The organism is Humibacillus sp. DSM 29435 (assembly GCF_001758225.1).
Lineage (GTDB): Bacteria > Actinomycetota > Actinomycetes > Actinomycetales > Dermatophilaceae > DSM-29435.
Genome location: NZ_MAST01000014.1, coordinates 1 through 20815, shown reverse-complemented (window position 1 = coordinate 20815; position 20815 = coordinate 1). Strand labels below are relative to the sequence as shown.

Genomic DNA, 20815 nt, shown 5'->3' with positions numbered 1-20815 from the left:
GCCGCACGACAGTGCCTCGACGTCGGCGGCCGTACGCTGGGGGCATGGTTCTCGAGCTGTCGGTCGTGATACCGATGTACAACGAGCAGGAGGTGCTCCCACTGCTCGTCGAACGGCTGCGGCCGCTGCTCGACGGGCTCGGGGTCACCTACGAGGTCGTCGCCGTCGACGACGGCAGCACCGACCTCACGCCGGCGCTGCTGCAGCGCCACCACCGAGACTGGCCCGCTCTGCGGGTGCTCCGACTGCGGGCCAACGCCGGGCATCAGGCCGCCATGTCGGCGGGCCTCGTCGCCGCACGTGGCGCCTACGTCGTCACGCTCGACGCCGACCTGCAGGACCCGCCCGAGGTGATTCCGCAGATGCTCACCGCCGCTCGCGACCACGGGGTCGACGTCGTCTACGGCGTGCGGGCCGACCGGTCGAGCGACACCGTGTTCAAACGCACTTCCGCCCGGGCCTTCTACCGGGTGATCGGTGCGATCTCCGCGACCTCGGCCCATGCGGATGCCGGTGACTTCCGGCTGATGTCGCGCGCCACCGTCGACGCGGTCAACTCACTGCCCGACCACAATCGCGTGCTGCGTTTCATCGTTCCCGCTCTGGGCTTCCCCTCCGAGGCGGTCGAGTACCGTCGCGACGAACGCGCGGCCGGCTCTTCGAAGTACCCGCTGCTGAAGATGATCACGCTCTCGATCGACGCGCTGACCGGTTTCTCGACGGCGCCGCTGCGGGTCGCTACCTTCGCCGGCTTCGGTGGCGCCGTCATCGCGGTGCTGCTCGTCGCCTACACCCTGATCGCGCAGGTCAGCGGCCACACGGTGGCCGGCTGGACCTCCACCGTGGCCATCGTGTCGGGTTTCGGGGCGATCCAGCTGCTGTGCGTGGGCATCCTCGGTGAGTACATCGGGCGGATGTACACGCACCTGCAGGGTCGGCCGGCCTACTTCATCGCCTACGACTCCCTGCCCGACGAGTACCTGCCCGACGAGTACCTGCCCGACGAGCCTCCCGACCGGCAGCGGGCCGACCGTCAGCGGGCCGACGCCGAGCAGTCAGCCGCGACGCGCGGTGGGCTTGGCCCGAACGAGCAGGCTGACGCCCGGCAGGTTCTGCACGGGTAGGTAGCGTTCGGCGGTGATGATGGTGCGCAGCCCGAGGTTCACGACGGGATGCACCTTGTCGAGGTCTGATCCCGAGCTGGACTTACGGCGCAGAGCCACCACCGGGCGCAGCAGCACGTTCCACGACTTCACCTCGACCACGTCGAAGCCGCCGCTCTCGAGCAGGCCCACCAGCTCGGGTCGGGTGTAGCGACGCACGTGGTCGACGGCCTCGTCGTGGTCTGACCACAACCTGGGGTCGGCCGGCACAGCGATCAGGTAGTGGCCGCTCGGCTTGAGCACCCGCAGCACCTCGCTGACGGCCACGTCGTCGTCATGGAGGTGCTCCAGCAGGTCGAAGGCCACCACAAGGTCGAGGCTGTGGTCGCCGAAGGGCAGCCGGGTCGCGTCGGCGCGAACCGTCGCCAGCCCCCGTTCATGGGCCACCTCGGCGCCCGGGGCTCCGTACTCCAGGGCCACGGCGCTCCATCCGTGGTCACGCAGCACGCGCGTGTTGCCGCCGCCGGCCGCCCCGATGTCGAGAGCCGTTCCCGGCGACAGTCCCTCGATCTGCTTCGCGAGCAGATGCCGGCGCTCCCGGTACCACCAGTGCTGGTCCTCGAGCTGGGCCAGCTTGCGTACCTCAGTGCCTTCCATGATCGGCAATCATGCCATCCGGCCGAGGCCGGTCAGCGCACGTGGCCGTCGCCCTCCACGATCCACTTGGTAGTGGTCAGCTCGGGCAGGGCCATCGGCCCGCGGGCGTGCAGCTTCTGGGTGGAGATGCCGATCTCGGCTCCGAAGCCGAACTCCCCGCCATCGGTGAAGCGGGTGCTGGCGTTGACCATCACGACAGCGGCGTCGACCTCGGCCGCGAACCGGCGAGCGGCGGAACGGTCGTCGGTGACGATGGCCTCGGTGTGTCCGGTGCCGAACCGTCGGATGCGGGCCATAGCCTCGTCGATGTCGTCGACCACGGCGACACTCATCTCGAGACCGTGCCACTCCGTCGCGAAGTCGGCCTCGTTCGCGAGGTCGTAGGCGGCTCCCGCCGCTTCGGCGTAGCTGCGCACCTCCGCCCCGACGTGCAGCCGCACCCCGGAGCCCGCGAGGTCGGCGATGACCTTGGGCAGAAAGTCGGCTGCCACGTCGCGATGCACGAGCAGGGACTCGGCCGCGTTGCAGACGCTGGGGCGGTGCGTCTTGGCGTTCAGCGTGATCGCCTGCGCCATCTGCAGGTCGGCCGCCCGGTCGACGTACACGTGGCAGACCCCGATGCCGGTCTCGATGACGGGCACCGTCGACTCACGAACGACGGTCGAGATGAGGTCGGCCCCGCCGCGTGGGATGACGAGGTCGACGTAGCCGCGCGCCGTCATCAGGGCCCGCGCTGCGTCGCGTCCGCCCTCCTCGAGCAGCACCACGGCATCGGGCGGAAGACCCTGTGCCGTCAGCGAGTCGCGCAGCGCCACGACGAGGGCGTGGTTGGTCGCGCCGGCCGCCGAGCCACCACGCAGGATGACAGCATTGCCCGACTTGAGGCAGAGGCCGGCGGCGTCGACCGTCACGTTGGGACGCGCCTCGTAGATCATCCCGATGACCCCCATCGGCACCCGCACCTGGCGGATCTGCAGGCCGTTGGCCAGCGTCGACCCACGCACCACCTCACCCACCGGGTCAGGCAGGGCGGCCACGTCGCGCAGGGCCTGGGCGACGGCTGCCACCCGGTCGGTGTCAAGGCGCAGCCGGTCCTGGAGGCTCTCAGTCATCCCGGTCGACCGGCCGCGCTCGAGGTCGACGGCGTTGGCGTCGAGCACCTGTGGCGTCGCAGCCTCCACGGCGTCGGCGAGCACGAGCAGAGCGGCATCCTTCTCGGAGCGCGACATCAGCGCGAGCCGACGAGACGCCGCCCGAGCCTTCTCGGCGAGGGCGGTCACGTGCGCAGCGACGGCAGGATCCACGGCATCCGACATGCCTCTAGGTTAGGCCGTCGCGCTGCTGGCACCGAACGCGTGCGTCGAGGTCGACAGCGTCAGAGGATGACGAGGTGGTCGCGGTGGATGACCTCGCGTTCGTACTCGGGCCCGAGCGCGGCGGCCAGCTCCCTGGTCGAGCGACCCAGCAGCGGAGGCAGCTCGGCGGAGCTGTAGTTGACCAGCCCCCGGGCGATGGTCGTGCCGTCGGGGCCGCAGACGTCGACCGGGTCACCGCTGAGGAAGCTGCCCTCGACGCCGATGACCCCGGCCGGCAGCAGCGACTTCTGCCGCTGCACAAGGGCGGCCACCGCTCCGTCGTCGACCACGAGGCGGCCACGCGCGGTCGTGGCGTGCCGCAGCCACAGGCGCCTCGACCGCCCGCGAACGCCGATGGGCAGGAACAGGGTTCCGACGTCGCCACCGGTCAGCACCTCGGTGAGCCGGTCGGCGGCCGTGACGACCGTGACCACCCCGGCGGCCGTGGCGATGCGGGCGGCCTCGATCTTGGTCGCCATGCCGCCGGTGCCGACCTTGGAGCTGCTGCCCCCGATCTCGACGTGGGCGATGTCGTCAGGTCCCGCGACCACCGGGATGCGCTGCGAACCGGGCCGGCTCGGCGGCCCGTCGTAGAGGGCGTCGACGTCGGAGAGCAGCACGAGCGCGTCGGCGTCGATCAGATGGGCGACCAGCGCCGCCAGCCGGTCGTTGTCACCGAACCGGATCTCGCTCGTGGCCACGGTGTCGTTCTCGTTGACGATGGGCAGCACCCGCAGGTCGAGCAGCCGCTCGAGCGTGCGGCGGGCGTTCGCGTAGTGCGAGCGCCTCGTCACGTCGTCGGCCGTGAGCAGCACCTGCCCCACCGTGACCTCGTGCGCCACGAACGCCTGGGTGTAGGCCGCGAGCAGCGCCCCCTGGCCGACGGATGCCGCGGCCTGCTGGGTTGCGAGGTCGCGCGGCCGGGCGGTCAGCGAGAGCGGGTGGAGGCCGGCGGCGATGGCGCCCGAGCTGACGAGCACGAGCTGGGAGCCTTGCGCGTGACGGTGGGCCAAAGCGTTGGCGAGCGCCACGAGCCGGCCGTGGTCGATGCCGCCGTCAACTCCGGTCAGCGAGCTCGACCCCACCTTGACGACGATGCGCCTCGCACTGCTGATGACCGCTCGAGCTGACACCCGGTGCACTCTACGCAGTCGTGGGTCGCCCACCGGCGGGACGACCGGCTGGCAGACACGGGACAGCACACGGCATCCAGGGCGTGACGCCGTGGATGCCGTGTGCGGCCGGTCGGTCGTTCCCGACGGGCGTCTTGCTACTCAGGTCAGTGCTGCGAGGCTCCCTCGGCTCCGTAGCCGGTGAGCGAACGCACCTCCATCTCGGCGTACTTCGCGGCGTTGTACTCCCGACTCGTCAGCGTGCCGATGTAGCCGAGGACGAAGCCGAGGGGAATCGAGATGATGCCCGGGTTGTCGAGCGGGAACCAGTGGAAGTCGACGCCCTGGAGCATCGACGGGCTCTTGCCCGTCACCGCGTCGATGGGCTTGCCCGACACGACCGGCGAGAACACGATGAGGGTGATCGCGCTGATAAGACCGCCGTAGATGCTCCACAGTGCGCCCCTGGTGTTGAACCGCTTCCAGAAGAGCGAGTAGAGGATCGTCGGCAGGTTGGCGCTCGCCGCGACGGCGAACGCGAGGGCCACGAGGAAGGCGATGTTCTGCCCCAGCGCGAAGATGCCACCGACGATGGCGACGGCTCCCAGCACGAGCGCCGAGATGCGCGCGACCTTGACCTCCTCCTCCGGAGTCGCGTTGCCCTTCTTGACGAGCGTGTTGTAGACGTCGTGCGAGAGGGACGCGCTGGCGGTGATGGTGAGCCCGGCGACGACCGCGAGGATCGTCGCGAACGCCACGGCCGAGATGACGCCGAGGAGAATCTCCCCGCCGAGCTCGAAGGCGAGCAGCGGTGCGGCGGAGTTGGCCCCGCCGGGTGCGGCCTTGATGGCCTTGGCGCCCACGAGCTCTGCGGCACCGAAGCCGAGCACGAGGGTGAGCAGGTAGAACGCGCCGATGAGCCAGATGGCCCACTCCACCGACCGGCGTGCCTCGCGGGAGGTCGGCACCGTGTAGAACCGCATCAGCACGTGCGGCAGCCCGGCGGTGCCGAGCACCAGGGCCAGAGCGAGCGAGATGAAGTCGACCGGGTTCTTGTACTGCAGCCCCGGCGCGAGCAGGTCGCGCGCCGTTCCGTCGGCAGCAGCCGGGGCGGCAGCCGCCGCGTCGCCGAGCAGGGTGGAGATGTTGAAGCCGAACTTGGCCAGCACCCAGACCGTCATGACGACGGCCCCGATGATGAGCAGCACCGCCTTGATGATCTGCACCCACGTCGTGCCCTTCATGCCGCCGAAGATGACGTAGAAGAGCATGATGATGCCGACGACGACGATGACCAGCCGCTGCCCGAGGTCGCCCTCGATGCCCAGCAGAAGAGCCACGAGCCCACCGGCCCCGGCCATCTGGGCGAGCAGGTAGAAGAACGAGACGGCGAGGGTGGAGATGGCCGCCGCGATGCGCACGGGGCGCTGGCGAAGCCGGAAGCTCAGCACGTCGGCCATCGTGTACTTACCGACGTTGCGCAGCAGCTCGGCCACGAGCAGCAGGGCCACGAGCCACGCGACGAGGAAGCCGATGGAGTAGAGGAACCCGTCGTAGCCGTTGACGGCGATAGCGCCTGCGATACCGAGGAACGAGGCGGCCGAGAGGTAGTCACCGGCGATCGCGATGCCGTTCTGCCGGCCGGTGAAGGCCCGCCCGCCGGCGTAGTACTCCGCGGCGGTGTTGTTGTTGCGTGAGACGCGGATGACGATGGCCAGGGTGACCACGACGAAGAGGGCGAAGATGCCGATGTTGATCGCCGGGTTGCCGACGGTCGTCGCGGTCGGCATGAGCGTGGGAGCGAGTGCGGTGTTCACTTGAGCGCCCCCATCTTCTGGGCCAACGCCTCGGCCCGCGGGTCGAACTCACGGCCCGCCCAGCGCACGTAGACGATGGTGATGGTGAAGGTGGTCACGAACTGCAGCAGGCCCAGGATGAGGCCCCAGGTGATGTTGCCGATCACCCTGGTGCCCATGAAGTCGTGCGCCAGCACGGCCAGCAGCACGTAGAGGAAGTACCAGGCCAGGAAGGCCCCGGTCATCGGGAAGACGAACTTGCGGAACTTCCTGCGCAGCTCGATGAAGTCGTCGGAGTTCTGCAGGGCGATGTTCGGATCTTCGGTTTCGAGAGCTTCTTTGCTCACTGAGGCCACCTCCGGGGGCGCTGGGTTGGGTCGCGACGTCGATGCGGCAGACTGCGCCGCCGGGGACCTTACGGCCGTGGACCTTCCGGGCACCAGTGCTCGCCCGGCGGTGCCACCGTAGGAGCCGCGACGCGAGCCGGTACAGGGGGCACGGGGGTGTCGTCGCCAAGCGGCGGCGACGAGTCGCCGGATGCAGTTCTAGCGGCGCCGAGCGGTCGGTTCGACGCGATGAACGGTCGCCCGTTCGGGGTGGAACGGGCCGCGGTTGAGCTCCAGGTGCTCGGGCGCGTGCAGGCGAACCATGGTCTGGGCCACGTGTTCGGGGCGCCGTGCGCGGGTCAGCAACGAGCCGAGCACCATCGTGGCGAAGGCGGTCGGCACGGTCACGGCGGCCGGCTGGGAGATGATCACGCCCAGCCAGTCACCGCGGTCGACCCCGAACGTGGTGGCGACCACGGCTGACCCCGACAGCCCGCCTCCGACGACGAGGCCGGCCACCGCCCCGATGGCGGTGAGCCCCCGCCACCAGATGCCGAGCACGAGCAGAGGGCAGAAGGTCGACGCCGCCACCGCGAACGCCAGCTCGACGGCGTGCGCGACGGGCACGTTGACCGACAAGAAGGTGAGGGCCACCCCCACGGCGACCGCGATGACGGTGGCGATCCGGAAGGTGCGGATGCCGTGTCGGTGTCCGGGCCCCGACCGCAGCAGGTCCTGGCTCAGCACTCCCGCCACCGACACCACGAGCCCGGTGGAGGTCGACAGGAACGCGGCGAACGCGCCGGCCCCCACCAGGGCGGTCAAGCCCTGGCCGAGCACCCCGTCGAACACCCGGCTCGGCAGCTCGAGCACCACCGAGTCGGTGCGCCCGGCGGCCACGAGGTCGAAGGCCAGCAGTCGCCCCAGCACGCCGTAGAGGATCGGCAGCAGGTAGAACCCGGAGAGCAGCGCGAGCACGACCAGGGTGGTGCGTCGGGCGGCCCGCCCGTCGGGGTTGGTGTAGAAACGCACGACCACGTGCGGGAGACCCATCGCGCCGAAGAAGGTGGCGAGCACGAGCGAGTACGTCAGGTAGAGCGCGTGGTCGCCGGCCAGCGGCTCGACCCAGTCTGTGACGTCGACGGTGCCGAGCGTGCCGACCGCGTCGGCACCACCCCGGGCGGCGAGGGCGACCAGCAGGAAGAAGACGGGCGTCAACAGGGCCAGCAGCTTGAGCCAGTAGTGGAAGGCCTGCACGAGGGTGACGCTGCGCATGCCGCCGGGCAGCACGGCCAGGCACACGACGACGGCGACGGCGACCTGGCCGACCCACGACGGGGCACCGGTCAGTGTGCGCAGGGTCAGCCCGGCCCCCTGGAACTGCGGGATCAGGTAGAGCAGGCCGATCGCGACCACGAGGGCGCTCGAGACGCGCCTCGCCGTCTGCGACTCGGTGCGCAGCTGGGCGAAGTCGGGCAGGGTGTAGGCGCCGGAGCGGCGCAACGGCGCCGCGACGAACACGAGCAGCAGCAGGTAGCCCGCCGTCCAGCCCACGGGTAGCCAGAGCATGTCGACCCCGCGGGCGAGGATCAGCCCCGCGACGCCGAGGAACGATGCGGCAGAGAGATACTCACCGCTGATGGCCGACGCGTTGAGCAACGGGCCGACCCCACGTGAGGCGACGTAGAAGTCGCTGACGGTGCGCGAGAACCGCAGCCCGAACGCGCCGACGGCGAGCGACGCGATCGACACCACGATGATGGCCCCGATCGTGGCGGCGGGGTTCATCGGCCCTCCAGCAGGTCGCTGAAGTCGTCTTCGTTCTTCTCGGCCTGGCGCACGTACAGCCAGCCGAGCCCGATGATCTCGGTGAACGCGAACACCGACAGCAGCAGCCAGGGCAGCGGCACACCGAACAGCTCGACGCGCCCGATCTGCGGCACGAGGTGAAAGAGCAGCGGCAGCCCGCCGAGCGTCACCGCCAGCACGGCGAGCACCCCGATCGCGAGGCGCAGCTGGCTGCGCATCAACGAGACGATGTACACCTCACCGAGCCGGGTCTGCTCGTCGATCTCCGAGGCGATCGACATGGTCCGGGTGCGGGCTGCCGAGGTGCGGGGGCTCACCACCCGCACCCGGGCCCGCACCTCGTCAGAGCTCATCCGCCACCTCGCGCACGGGGCTGGGCGCGACGCACGAGCAGGTCACGCAGGGCGCGGGTGTGCCGCCGGCTGACCATGAGCTCGTGACCGCCGACGACCACCGTCGTGCGCCCGGCCTCGGTGCGCCATTCGGCGATGTGCCCGAGCGAGACGAGAAAGCTGCGGTGGATGCGCACGAAGCCCGATTCGTGCCACTCGTCGGCGAGGGTCGACAGCGGCATCCGCACGAGGTGGCTCTCGGATGCCGTGTGCAGCCTCGCGTAGTCGCCGTGGGCCTCGACCCACATCACGTCGCTCCGCGGCAGGAGGCGGCTCACGCCGCCGAGCTCGACGACGATCGACTCGTCGTCGCTCGTGGCCCCCGCCCCGCCCTGCTCTTTGCCCTCGACGGCCTGCGCGACCCGGCGGACCGCCTCGGCGAGCCGCTCGTCGCGCACCGGTTTCAGCACGTAGTCGACGACGTTGAGCTCGAAGGCGTCGACCGCGTGCTGCTCGTGGGCGGTGACGAACACCACGGGCGGCGCGGCCGCGAACCGCGCGAGCACCCGGGCGAGGTCGAGACCGCTCAGGCCGGGCATCTGCACGTCGAGGAAGATCGCGTCGACCTGCTGCTCGTGCAGCACCCGCAGCGCCGCCTCGCCGGAGCCCGCCGAGAGCACCCGGCCCACCTGGGGGTGACGTCCCAGCATCCACACCAGCTCGTCGAGGGCCGGCGCCTCGTCGTCGACCGCGAGCACGCGCAGCGTGGTCGGGGCCGGAGGGGCTCCCCCGTCAGTCCCGGCTGCCGGCGGCAGGCTCATACGTAGACTCCCGGCCGGAACTTGGGCAGCCGCACGACGACGCGGGTGCCGGCCCCTTGGGCGGTCTCGACGACGAGGCCGTAGTCGTCGCCGAAGGTGGCCCGCAGCCGTTCGTCGACGTTGGCCAGGCCCACCGAGTCACCTGAGTCGTCACCGGCCAGCACCCGGCGCACCCGCTCGGGGTCCTCGCCGACGCCGTTGTCCTCGATGATGACGACACAGTCGCGGTCGACGTCGTGGGCCAGGATGCTGATCTCGCCCGGCCCGGCCTTGCCCTCCAGCCCGTGCCGCACCGCGTTCTCGACGATCGGCTGGAGGCAGAGGAAGGGCACCACGACGGGGAGCACCTCCGGCGCCACGCGCAGGGTCACGGTCAGCCGGTCTCCGAAGCGGGCCTTCTCGATCACCAGGTAGGCCTCGATCGAGCGCAGCTCCTCAGCGAGGGTCGTGAACTCACCGTGGCGCCGGAAGGAGTAGCGGGTGAACTCGGCCAGATCGAGCAGCAGCTCGCGGGCCCGCTCGGGGTCGGTGCGGGTGAAGGAGGCGATCGCCGTCAGTGAGTTGTAGATGAAGTGCGGGCTGATCTGGGCCCGCAGGGCCCGCACCTCGGCCTCCATCAGCCGGGTGCGCGAGGCGTCGAGCTCAGCGAGCTCGAGCTGCCCCGAGACCCAGCGGGCCACCTCGTTGGTGGCTCGCACGAGCCCGGCCGAGGCATGGTCGGTGAACACCTGCAGGGTACCGACCACCAGCCCGTCGACATCGAGGGGCGCGACCACGGCCTGACGCACGGTGCACGACGCCTCGGGGCAGGCGATGTCGGCGCCGTCGAGCACCGTGGTGCGTCCGTGCTCGAGCGTCGGAGCGGCGATGACCGTCGTCTGGGGTGAGTGGTGGGCGCGTCCGCCCTCCCAGGCGAGCAGGGAGCTCGTGTCGGTCATGGCCAGGGCCGGCGCGCCGAGCAGGGTGCGCAGGTGCTTCAGGGCGCGCTCGGCCGAGGCGGCATGCAGCCCGGTGCGCAGCGGCGGCGAGGCGAGCAGGGCCGTGTGGAGGGTGCGATAGGTCGCTCGGTCGGCCTCGGTGCCGAGGTGTCCCCGGCGCAGCAGTGCGCCCCACGAGCTCATGACGGTCACCCTAGAACACACTGACCCCGTGGCCATTCGACCAGTCATCATGGATGCCGGTCGGGGAGCACCCGGCCGAGGTCGAGCAGGCAACCCGTTCTGGCGGCCGCCGGCGGTGACTCGTCAGGAGGTCGGCTCGTCCTCGTCGACCTCGTGCCGGCGCAGCTGCCACAGGCCCGAGCGACGTTCGGCCTCGAGCTCCTCCTGGGTGGCGGCACGGGCGGCGTAGCGGTTGGCCTGGGCTTCTCGCTTCTCGTCGCGGGTCGGCCGCGACGGCTCCTCGAGGCGCAGGTCGGTGCCGCGGCTGCCGAGCAGCTCGGCCCCGGCCTGGAGCGTCGGTTCCCAGTCGAAGATGACGCCGTCGTCGCCGGCGCCGATGACGACCGTGTCTCCGGCCACGGCGCCGACCTTGTAGAGCGCCTCCTCGACCCCGAGGCGGGCCAGCCGGTCAGCGAGGTAGCCGACAGCCTCGTCGTTGGAGAAGTCGGTCTGGCGCACCCAGCGCACGGGTCGCACCCCGGTGATCCGGTAGAAGTCGCCCTCGACCTCTCCTCCGGTGCCGCTCTCGCGCTTGACCTCGAAGCCGTGGTCGTCGACCGATCGTGGTCGCAGCACGACGCGCGGGGGCACGACCTGCTCGAGCTGGGCCCGGGCCGCGTCGACGTGCCGCGCCATGGCGAAGGTCAGCTCACGCAGGCCTTGGTGCGCGACGGCCGAGATGATGTACACCTCGATGCCACGGGCCTCCAGGTCGGGTTTGACCATCTCGGCGAGCTCACGCGCCTCCGGCACGTCAGCCTTGTTCAGCACGACGATGCGGGTGCGTTCAGCCAGCGGGCGGCCACCGAGATCGGCGTCGGGAACGTAGAGCGAGAGCTCCTTCTCGATGACGTCGAGGTCGGTCATCGGGTCGCGGCCCGGCTCGAGGGTCGCGCAGTCGATGACGTGCACCAGCACCGAGCAGCGCTCGACGTGGCGCAGGAACTCCAGACCCAGCCCCTTGCCCTCGTGGGCGCCCGGGATCAGGCCCGGCACGTCGGCGATGGTGAACCGGCTCGATCCGGCCGTCACGACACCGAGGTTGGGCACGAGAGTCGTGAAGGGGTAGTCGGCGATCTTCGGCTTGGCCGCCGAGACCACCGAGACGAGCGAGCTCTTGCCGGCGCTCGGGAAGCCGATCAGGGCCACGTCGGCGAGCGACTTGAGCTCGAGCACGACGTCGATGTCCTCACCCGGCTCACCGAGCAGGGCAAAGCCGGGGGCCCGCCGACGGGCCGAGCTGAGGGCCCGGTTGCCCAGCCCCCCGCGGCCGCCGGCTGCGATGACGTGCTCGGTGCCGATCCCGACCAGGTCGATGATCAGCGCCCCGGAACCGTCCTTGACGACGGTACCCTCCGGCACGGGAAGCACCAGGTCACCGCCGTCGGCGCCGTTGCGCTCGTCGCCCGCTCCGGGTTTGCCGTTGGGGGCGCCGCGGTGCGGGTGACGGTGGTAGTCGAGCAGGGTCGTGGCCTGGGGGTCGACCCGCAGGATCACCGAGCCGCCCCGCCCGCCGTTGCCACCGTCGGGGCCGCCGAGCGGCTTGAACTTCTCGCGCTTGACCGACGCCACACCGTGCCCGCCCGAACCGGCGCTGAGATGCAGCACCACGCGGTCGACGAAGGTCACTGCCATGAGGGTCACTCTTTCCAGATGAGGGAGATGCGAAAGGGCGGGCCCCGCGGGCCCGCCCTTCCGGAGAATCAGTGGTGATCGGATCGATCGACCGGGTCACTCGGCGGCGACAGGCTCCGGCTGCTCGATGTTGACCGTCTTGCGCCCGCGCTTGGTGCCGAACTTGACCGCGCCGGCGACCAGGGCGAACAGGGTGTCGTCCTTGCCGCGGCCGACGCCGTCACCGGGGTGGAAGTGCGTGCCGCGCTGACGGACGATGATCTCGCCCGCGTTGACCTTCTGGCCACCGAAACGCTTGACGCCGAGGAACTGTGCGTTCGAGTCCCGACCGTTGCGGGTCGAGGACGCACCCTTCTTGTGTGCCATGTCAGTCCTTCTCTCGTGAGTCTCTGGGTTCCGGGCTGATCAGGCGTCGATGGACGTGATCTTGACCTGGGTCAGCGGCTGACGGTGGCCCTGACGCTTGCGGTAGCCGGTCTTGTTCTTGAACTTCATGATGACGATCTTGGGGCCCTTGGCCGCCTTGACGACCTCGGCCTTGACCGACACCTTGGCCAGCTTGTCGGCGTCGGAGGTCACCGTGGTGCCGTCGACGAGCAACAGCGGCGTGAGCTCGACGGCGTCGCCGGCCTGCCCCGACCCCTTGATCTTGTCGATGAGGAGGACATCGCCCACGGAAACCTTCTCCTGGCGACCACCTGCGCGAACAATCGCGTACACGTCGAACTCACTTTCTCGTAAACGGGTTGGAACGCCGCTTTCGGTACCGGCCCGTCAACACGGGCCCGGTGGGCGCACCGAGGAGCAAGATTACCGGCAGGGAGGCTCCCGCACCAAACCGAGGGAGCCGGCTGCCACCAGACCCGTGGTGACAGCACTCGCTGGGGTGGTTGGGCTCACTGTGGGGCGACCCCCTCGTGGTCTGCCTCGGACCCGGCCGGGCGAGGCGGCCCGGCCGGAGCCATCACCCGTCCGCGACGGCGACGGGGCCGAGCAACCGGTGCGTCGCTCTCGCTGCCTTCGGCGACGGGCCCGGACGACTGCGTGGCGGTCTCCTGGTCGTCGGGCCGCACGGTTGCGTCCTCGGAGTCGTCTGCACCGTCGACGGCGGGGATGCCGACCGCTTCGGTGACGTCGGGTGTGCTCGAGATCTCTGCCTCGATGGCCCGGTCGATCCCGGTGGGGATCGACTCCGAGGCCAACTCGGCCGCGAGGTCGTCGGCGATGCTGACGGCCGCCTCAGCCACCTCAGCGACGGGGTGGGCGGCGGTCGTCTTGAGGGCCGCTGCATGGGCTGCAGCGGCGATCTGGGCCGCCGTCGGCCCGTTGTGCTTCGGCGGCTCGGGCGCGACGCCGGCCGTGGGCACCGTCGCCCCGTTCGACGCGTTGCCGCCCGTCGACGAGCCGCCCCTGGAGTCGTCGGAACCGCGGGTGCCCCGCCGACCCCGGCCGCCGTTCCCCGAGCCGCTCGTGCTGCTCGAGCTCGCCGAGCTGCCCGAACTGCCCGAACTGGAGCGACCCGGACCGGCTGAGTCGTGGGAGTCCGTCGAGCCGGCGCCGCGGTCGACCGGTGCGCTGTGGATGATGAAGCCGCGACCGTTGCAGTGGGAGCAGGTCTCGCCGAAAACCTCGATCAGGCCGGAACCGACGCGCTTGCGCGTCATCTGCACGAGCCCGAGCGAGGTGACCTCCGCGACCTGGTGCTTGGTGCGGTCGCGCCCCAGGCATTCGAGCAGGCGTCGGACGACGAGGTCGCGGTTGCTCTCGAGCACCATGTCGATGAAGTCGACGACGATGATGCCGCCGATGTCGCGCAGCCGCAGCTGACGCACGATCTCCTCGGCCGCCTCGATGTTGTTCTTGGTGACCGTCTCCTCGAGGTTGCCACCCGAGCCGACGAACTTGCCGGTGTTGACATCGACGACGGTCATGGCCTCGGTACGGTCGATCACGAGGGAACCGCCACTGGGCAGCCACACCTTGCGGTCCATCGCCTTGGCGAGCTGTTCGTCGACCCGGTGGTGTGTGAACAGGTCACCTTCACCGGTCCACTGCGTGACCCGTTCGGCCAGGTCGGGGGCCACGGAGGTGATGTAGGGGTGGATCTCCTCCCAGGCCTGCTCACCGGCGACGACCAGCTTGCTGAAGTCCTCGTTGAACACGTCGCGGATGACGCGCACCGTCAGGTCGGGCTCGCCGTGCAGCAGCACCGGGGCCGTGGCGACGGGGCTCGACCCGGTACCGCCGTTCTTCTTGCGGCCCTTGCTCTTGCCGGCCTTGCCGTTCGTGGCCGCGTCGGCCTGGCTGGAGATCGCCTCCCAGGTCGCGGTCAGCCGCTCGACGTCGGCGCGCAGCTCCGCCTCGCTCGCTCCCTCGGCGGCCGTGCGCACGATGACGCCGGCCGACTCGGGCACGACATCGCGCAGGATCTTCTTGAGCCGGGCACGCTCGGTGTCGGGCAGCTTACGGCTGATGCCGGTCATCGAGCTGTTGGGAACGTAGACGAGGTAGCGGCCGGGCAGCGAGATCTGCGAGGTGAGGCGGGCCCCCTTGTGACCGATGGGGTCCTTCGTCACCTGCACGAGCACGGCCTGGCCGGAGCCGAGGGCGTTCTCGATGCGCTTGGGCTGGTTGCCCTCGAGCCCCGCGGCATCCCAGTTGACCTCGCCGGCGTACAGCACGGCGTTGCGACCCTTGCCGATGTCGACGAACGCCGCCTCCATCGAGGGCAGCACGTTCTGCACGCGGCCGAGGTAGATGTTGCCGGCCATCGAGACGTTCGTGGCCTGGTCGATGTAGTGCTCGACCAGCACACCGTCCTCGAGCACGCCCATCTGGGTGCGGCCGTCCTTGTTGCGCACGACCATGACCCGGTCGACCGCCTCGCGGCGGGCCAGGAACTCTGCCTCGGTGATGATGGTGCGTCGACGCCCGGCCTCGCGGCCCTCTCGGCGACGCTGCTTCTTCGCTTCGAGTCGGGTCGAGCCGCGCACGGCCACCGGCTCGTCGCTCTGGGCCCGTGGCTGACGCACTCGGGTCGAGACGTTCGGCGACTCGTCAGACCCGTCGGTCGAGCCCCCCGAACGGCGCCGGCGCCGCCGGCGACGGCTCGACGCACTCTCCTCGTCGCCCTGGTCGTCGTCGGAGCTGCTCGACGCCGCAGCAGCGGCAGCACCGTCATCACCGGCTCCACTGGTGTCGCCGGGGCTCTCGGCGTCGTCGGAGTCAGCACCCGCCGGGGAACCGCTGGTGGATGCCGCTGCCGACTCGGTGTCGGGCTCGTCGCTTCCGCCCCGGCCACGGCGGCCCTTGCCGCCGCGACGGCGCCGCGAACGGCGAGGTGTGTTGTCATCGTCAGACGGTCCGTCTTCGGCCTCGTCCGACGAACTGGAGCCACCCGAGTCTGACGACTCTGAGCTGCCACTCGGTTCGTGACGACCGCCACGACCGCCACGACCGCCGTCGGTCGCGCTCTCGCCGTCTCCGGCGTCGACGCCCTCCTCGGCAGCAGTGCCGACGCTTCCGGCGTCGCTCGCATCACGACCGCGCCGAGACCGGCCACCCCGGCTGGATCGGTTCCGACGGCTCGGGCGCTCGGTGTTCTCGCTGGTCTCGGTGTTCTCGCTGGTCTCAGCGCCCGCACGGAGCTCGCCGCCGTCGGCCTTCTCGACCGTGTCGTCACGGACGTCATCGCCATTGGCGACGGTGACGGTGACAGAGCTGACAGAGGTGGTTAAGGCGTCCTGCTCCAGAGGCTGCTCGGGAGTGAGCACCACCGCAGTCTCGTGGGTGCCCGGAGCACCGGCCGGAGCGGCCGCTCGGCGCCGTCGCCCCGCCGGTGCCTTGGCGGCCGGGCTGCCCGTGTCGGGGGCCTGGAACAGCACACTCAGGGCGGGCGGACCCGCAGTCTGGGCCTCGGTCGACTCGTCGGCCTCAGCGGCTTCATCGGCCTCAGCGGCTTCATCGGCCCCGGTGCTCAGCGAAGCCGTTGCCGGAACCGAGCCCAGGGGTTCGGCGGCGTCGGCTGCGGCGGCAGCCGACCGGGTCACGAGCTCGCGCACGGCCTCGCTCGCGTCGGAGCTGACGACGGGGGCAGCCTGCTTGCGGGTCGCGCGCTTGCGCACCGCCTTCTTCACCGGAGCCACCTCGGCCATTGTCTTGCCGGTCGCAGTGGTCTCGCCGTTCGCAGCGCTCGCGCTGACCGCAGTGGTCTCTGCGGTCGCAGTGGTCTCGGTGGCCGCGGTGGCCGCGGTGTCCTCGGTGGTGCCGCTCGGGAGCACGTCCTGGATGATGCTCGCAGCGGCCTTCTTCGCCACGCTTCGACTAGCGCGCGGGGCCCGGCTAGTGGGGGCCTTCGCGCTGGTGGCCTTCTTGGCGGTCTTCGCAGCCGGTGCGTCAGCGGCGTCAGAAGCGTCAGCCTTGGGGGCGGCCGCCTTCTTCGTCGCGCTCTTGGTGGCGCTCTTGGTGGCGCGCGGTGCCCGCTTGCGAGGCGGCGCTGCCGCGGCGACCGGCTCATCCGCCCCATCGTGGGTGTCAGGGCCTTGCACGGCTTCCGTGACCTCGGGCGGCCGGCTCGCGTTCTCGCTGGGCCCGGCTGTGGTGTCGCTGTCGATGTCGTTGGCGTTGCTGTCGCTGTGGTTGGTGTCTTCGGGTGCCATCTGGGCGCCTCTCGTCCGGTGCGGTGTGAACCACACGCGGCCGAGGCCCTCAACACCGCGCCAGCACGGTTGTCAGTCGGCCCGCCGCCGTTCGCGGCGGGTCGGAAGTCGTATCACTACAACTGAGAACGGTTCGCGCTGGGCGCGGCCCCATAGTCAGGTGCCGGCGGCACTCTTGTCGGCAGCCAGTGGATCAGCCACCGCCGCGGTTGCGATGTCGAGCGGCCCTTGCGCCAGCCGCGTCACCAGAGGTGGGCGCGGTAGCTGCAAGTCGGCGATCTCACGCAGCGCGGTCAGAATGTCGTCGGGGCGAACGGCAGGTGTGGTGTGCCGAACGACCATTCGCAGTATCGCACAGTCGGGCCCCGACGGCGCGTCAGGCTCCGCCACCGAACTGACCACCGGACTGACAACCGGGCTGACAACCGGGCTGACCACTGAGCTGACCATCGGGCTGACCACCGCGCTGACCACGGCCTGGCGCACGTCGAAGGTGCGCGGGCCCGTCTTGGTCATCCGGGTCACCTCGGCGTGCTCGCGGGCCAGCAACAGCTCGACGGCATCCGCCAGCACGCTTGAGGCCAGGCCGCCGAACTGCAGCACCCACTCGCTCGCCTCCAGCCGGTCGGCGAGGGCGCCGGGCTGGGCCTGCACCACCTCGAGAATGTCGAGGCCGTCAGGCAGGGCCTCATCGAGAGCGAGCCGCACCGACTCAGGGTCGACCCGCTCGGTCACCGAGATCTCGAAGTACTCGGCCTCGCTGGCCGTGCCTGTCGAGGCCGCGTTGGCATAGCTGATCTTGGGGTGGGGGTGGAACCCGGCCGAGAAGGCCATCGGCACGTCGGCGCGGCGCAGGGCCCTCTCGAGCGCCCGCTGGAAGTCGCGGCTCGAGCTGAACCGCAGCCGACCGCGCTTGGTGTAGCGCACCCGCAGCTTCTGCACCGCAGGATCGGGGGTGGGCCCCTCGGGAACGCGATGACGGGCGGGCGGTGCCATGTCGGCAGGCTACCGGTCCTTTGTAGGGTCATCGCGTGGACGAGCTGATGCCCTGGGCTGCTTTCGCCGGTGCCTGGCTGTTGTTCGCCGGTCCGATCTACCAGGCGTCGATCGAGCTGGGCGAGGAACAGATCGAGCGCGAGGCGATCGAGGCGACCGCCCGAGGGGTGGCGCAGCCGCGGCGCAGCTCGCCGTGGTGGTGGCTCGTGCCGCCGATCGGCTACCTGCTCGACCGACGGCATTCGACGCGTTACCGCAAGCTCGTCTTCGATGCCCTGGGCACCGAGCACCGACGCCAGCTCGTGCACTACACCGAGAAGGCGAGCGGCTGGGCCTACGTCGCCGGAGGGGCCCTGCTGCTCGCGGCGGCCGAGACCTGGAACCTCTGTGTGGAGCACGACTGGCCGACCTGGCTGTTCTGGGTGCTTGCCTCGGGAATGGCGGGGCTGTGCGGCCTGCTCACGGCGCTGCGCTCGCGGCGGGCGCGGGCCCTGCTCGGGAACGACCCGCATCGCCGGGGCGAGCGAGGTCGGCCGGGCGGCCAGGGGCATCATTCCTCCGGGACCTCCGACGCCTCCGACGCCTCCGACGCCTCCGACGCCTCCGAGGCTGCTGACGACCCTGACGACCCTGACGACCGCTGAGCGCGGCGTTGCTCCGCCTCGGCCGCGTCGAGGCGCGTCGCCTCGTCCAGGGTGGGGGCGGTGCCCCCCAGGCTGGCGGGCAGGTACCGCAGGTCCGAACCGGTCATCGGCTCGTAGGCCGCTCGAGCCACGTCGAGCAGGCCGGCCATGACCTGCTTGTACTCAGCGGTGACCTGCTCCGGGTCGGCATCGGCTGCCACCGGGACCGGTTCCCCGATGGTCATGATGATCGGCACCTTCGTACGCCCGAGCCGGCGAGGTAGCCCCTTGCTCCACACCCGCTGCGAGCCCCAGATCACGAGAGGCACAATCGGCACCCCGGCCTCGGCCGCGAGCCGCGCCGCGCCGGTCTTGAACTCCTTGAGCTCGAAGCTGCGCGAGATGGTCGCCTCCGGAAAGATGCCCACGACCTCGCCGGCCCGCAGCGCTTCGAGGGCGGCGCAGTAGGAGTCGGCCCCGGCCGCGCGGTCGACCGGGATGTGCTTCATACCGCGCATGAGTGGCCCGCCCACCGGGTGCGCGAAGACGCCGTCCTTGGCCATGAAGCGCACCAGACGACCCGACGGCTGAGCCGCCAGGCCCGCGTAGGCGAAGTCGAAGTAGCCGGTGTGGTTGACCACGAGCACCGCACCCCCGGTGGTCGGCACGTTCTCGGCGCCGAGGATGGTGAACCGCAGGCCCTGCGCGGCGAAGAGTCCCTTGGCGAAGCCGATGACTGAGGCGTAGACGGGTTCCATGGGGCCAGCCTGCCGTGAAGCAGTAGGGTTCGGCACTCCGACGCAGGAGCCAAGTCTGAGCAACCTCGGGGGAACCACGTGACACCTGCCACCTTCGGTGCGCCCACCTTTCCGGATGCCACTCACCCGGCCTTGGTCGACCGCACCGAGCTCGCGGGCAGCGTGGTGCTCGGCCTCGTGCCGCTTCTGCTGGCGGCCGTCGTGGTCGCGGTGGCCTGGTGGCGCTCCCGTGACGAGATGTTCGTCGACGTCACCCCTGGGCTCGTCCCGTCTCAGCCGGGTTCGGCGAGGCGGCGGCGCCTGAGATCGGGCGAGTGGAACGGCACCGTGGCCGTGGCCTTCACTCCCCCGCGCGGCGTCACGCCCGGGGTGGCCGGCACGGTGGTCGACGGAGTCGCCGACCCGCACGACGTGAGCGCCACCATCGTCGACCTCGCCGTTCGTGGCTGGTTCACCATCGCCGAGGTGCCTGCCGAGGCCGGCCTCGAACCCGCCGCACCCGGCCCCGCCGAGCCGGTGGGCCGACGCCAACCACGGCAGGGTCGGTCTGACCGCGACTGGATGCTGCGTCGGGCCCAGATCGATCCCGAGGAGGTGCTCACCGGGTTCGAGCGCACCCTGGTCACCGACCTGTTCGCGAGCGGGGCCGCGGTGCGCCTGTCCGACCTGCGGGGCACGTTCGGGATGACGATGCGCGAAGCCCAGATCGGGCTCTACCGCGAGGTCGTCGACCGCGGCTGGTACCGCCGCCATCCGCGCGCCAAGAACGCCCGCACCCGGCTCTGGGGTCTTATCGTGATGGTTCCTCTGGCCGTGGTGGCCGCCGCCGTCGTGCTCCGCGCCGGCCTCGTCGAGCAGGACTGGTCGTTCGTGCCCCTCCTGGTGGGAACGACGCTCACCGTGCTCGTGCTGGCGCGGTGGGGCCGCTCGCGCACGCCCCGCACCGCCGAGGGCACGGCTGTGCGCATCGAGACCCTGGGCTTTCGCCACTACCTCGAGACGGCCGAAGCCGACCAGATCCGGTTCGAGGAGGCGGGGGCCGTCTTCAGCCGCTACCTGCCCTACGCCATGGCCTTCGGGATCGCCGAGGCCTGGGCGAGGCTGTTCGGCGAGGTCGCAGCCCGGGCCCAGCTGGCGGGCTGGACCGAACCCTTCTGGGACCTCGGCTGGTTCGATGCCATCGACCTCGCCGGACACTCCCTCGACCTTGTCGGCAACGTGGCCTCGGTGGTCGATGTGACGAGCCTCGGCGACCTGGCCGGCGGCCTGGGCGATTTCGCGTCTGGTCTGGGTGACAGCCTGGGCGACGCTGTCGAAGCGGTGGCCGGAACGGTCGGCGGGCTCGGCGACTTCACCGACGCGGCATCCGGACTGTTGGATCTCGGCGGGCTGCTCGACGGCTGCGACGGGTGTGACGGCTGCGACTTCTGACTCCGCCGCGGTCCGATCCCCGCGGCCAGACGCCGCCCCCACCCTCAGCAACCCCGCCGCGGCCAGATCCCCGCGGCCAGATCCCGCCCGCACCACCAGCAACCCCGCCACGGTCCGATCCCCGCGGCCAGATCCCGCCCGCACCCTCAGCACCCCCGCCACGGTCCGATCCCCGCGGCCAGACGCCACCCCCACCCCCAGCAACCCCGCCCCGGTCCGATCCCCGCGGCCAGATCCCGCCCG

General features: G+C 70.8%; 18 protein-coding genes. 3 read left to right on the top strand and 15 right to left on the bottom strand.

Features of this window, described 5'->3' with window-relative positions:
* Positions 1–44: 44 nt before the first annotated feature.
* Entirely contained in the window at positions 45–1124 is a 1080-nt protein-coding gene (locus BA895_RS11510) for a glycosyltransferase family 2 protein (RefSeq protein WP_083283252.1), read from the top strand.
* On the opposite strand, the gene BA895_RS11505 is transcribed toward BA895_RS11510, so the two are convergent.
* The 14 genes from BA895_RS11505 to BA895_RS11440 all read right to left on the bottom strand — a co-directional run bounded on the left by BA895_RS11505 (position 1056) and on the right by BA895_RS11440 (position 17760).
* Positions 1056–1760: a bifunctional 2-polyprenyl-6-hydroxyphenol methylase/3-demethylubiquinol 3-O-methyltransferase UbiG gene (locus BA895_RS11505; protein WP_070192050.1), complete on the bottom strand. Its 705-nt coding sequence runs from the start codon at positions 1758–1760 to the stop codon at positions 1056–1058. The genes BA895_RS11510 and BA895_RS11505 overlap by 69 nt on opposite strands.
* 32 nt (positions 1761–1792) lie before the next feature.
* Positions 1793–3076, bottom strand: coding sequence for a glutamate-5-semialdehyde dehydrogenase (locus tag BA895_RS11500; protein WP_070192049.1), 1284 nt, complete (start codon positions 3074–3076; stop codon positions 1793–1795).
* A gap of 59 nt (positions 3077–3135) precedes the next feature.
* Positions 3136–4248 carry a glutamate 5-kinase gene (gene proB, locus BA895_RS11495; protein WP_070192109.1) on the bottom strand — a complete coding sequence of 371 codons (1113 nt, stop codon included), beginning with the start codon at positions 4246–4248 and terminating at the stop codon, positions 3136–3138.
* Positions 4249–4394: 146 nt separating this feature from the next.
* Positions 4395–6017: a cation acetate symporter gene (locus BA895_RS11490; protein ID WP_070192108.1), complete on the bottom strand. Its 1623-nt coding sequence runs from the start codon at positions 6015–6017 to the stop codon at positions 4395–4397.
* Between the two features lie 23 nt (positions 6018–6040).
* The gene (locus tag BA895_RS11485; RefSeq protein ID WP_217493884.1) at positions 6041–6370 is read right to left on the bottom strand and encodes a DUF485 domain-containing protein; all 330 of its coding nucleotides are present in this window, start codon (positions 6368–6370) and stop codon (positions 6041–6043) included.
* A 198-nt stretch (positions 6371–6568) separates the two neighbouring features.
* A complete protein-coding gene (locus BA895_RS11480; RefSeq protein ID WP_070192048.1) occupies positions 6569–8137 on the bottom strand; it encodes a cation acetate symporter in 1569 nt (522 codons plus the stop codon).
* Entirely contained in the window at positions 8134–8511 is a 378-nt protein-coding gene (locus BA895_RS11475) for a hypothetical protein (RefSeq protein ID WP_070192047.1), read from the bottom strand. The genes BA895_RS11480 and BA895_RS11475 overlap by 4 nt, the downstream gene beginning before the upstream one ends.
* Positions 8508–9311, bottom strand: coding sequence for a LytTR family DNA-binding domain-containing protein (locus BA895_RS11470; RefSeq protein WP_083283251.1), 804 nt, complete (start codon positions 9309–9311; stop codon positions 8508–8510). Before BA895_RS11470 ends, BA895_RS11475 begins: the two co-directional genes overlap by 4 nt.
* Positions 9308–10432: a sensor histidine kinase gene (locus tag BA895_RS11465; RefSeq protein ID WP_070192106.1), complete on the bottom strand. Its 1125-nt coding sequence runs from the start codon at positions 10430–10432 to the stop codon at positions 9308–9310. The genes BA895_RS11470 and BA895_RS11465 overlap by 4 nt, the downstream gene beginning before the upstream one ends.
* 123 nt (positions 10433–10555) lie before the next feature.
* Positions 10556–12106 (bottom strand): GTPase ObgE, encoded by a 1551-nt coding sequence (gene obgE / locus BA895_RS11460; protein ID WP_070192046.1) that lies wholly within the window; start codon positions 12104–12106, stop codon positions 10556–10558.
* Between the two features lie 96 nt (positions 12107–12202).
* Complete coding sequence (gene rpmA, locus BA895_RS11455) at positions 12203–12472, bottom strand: 50S ribosomal protein L27 (protein ID WP_070192045.1); 270 nt, start codon at positions 12470–12472, stop codon at positions 12203–12205.
* A 39-nt stretch (positions 12473–12511) separates the two neighbouring features.
* Positions 12512–12826, bottom strand: a complete 315-nt coding sequence (rplU, locus tag BA895_RS11450) for a 50S ribosomal protein L21 (protein WP_070192044.1) — start codon at positions 12824–12826, stop codon at positions 12512–12514.
* Between the two features lie 176 nt (positions 12827–13002).
* Complete coding sequence (locus BA895_RS11445) at positions 13003–16764, bottom strand: Rne/Rng family ribonuclease (RefSeq protein WP_083283250.1); 3762 nt, start codon at positions 16762–16764, stop codon at positions 13003–13005.
* 156 nt (positions 16765–16920) lie between these two features.
* The gene (locus tag BA895_RS11440) at positions 16921–17760 is read right to left on the bottom strand and encodes a TIGR03936 family radical SAM-associated protein (protein WP_083283249.1); all 840 of its coding nucleotides are present in this window, start codon (positions 17758–17760) and stop codon (positions 16921–16923) included.
* Between the two features lie 35 nt (positions 17761–17795).
* Between BA895_RS11440 and BA895_RS11435 the strand changes: the two genes are divergently transcribed.
* Positions 17796–18404, top strand: a complete 609-nt coding sequence (locus tag BA895_RS11435) for a hypothetical protein (protein ID WP_070192042.1) — start codon at positions 17796–17798, stop codon at positions 18402–18404.
* On the opposite strand, the gene BA895_RS11430 is transcribed toward BA895_RS11435, so the two are convergent.
* Positions 18311–19141 carry a 1-acyl-sn-glycerol-3-phosphate acyltransferase gene (locus tag BA895_RS11430; protein ID WP_070192041.1) on the bottom strand — a complete coding sequence of 277 codons (831 nt, stop codon included), beginning with the start codon at positions 19139–19141 and terminating at the stop codon, positions 18311–18313. The two genes, BA895_RS11435 and BA895_RS11430, sit on opposite strands and share 94 nt — an antisense overlap.
* 78 nt (positions 19142–19219) lie before the next feature.
* Here BA895_RS11430 and BA895_RS11425 point away from each other — a divergent pair, with 78 nt between their 5' ends.
* Positions 19220–20572, top strand: a complete 1353-nt coding sequence (locus BA895_RS11425; RefSeq protein WP_070192040.1) for a DUF2207 domain-containing protein — start codon at positions 19220–19222, stop codon at positions 20570–20572.
* The last annotated feature ends 243 nt before the right edge of the window (positions 20573–20815 follow it).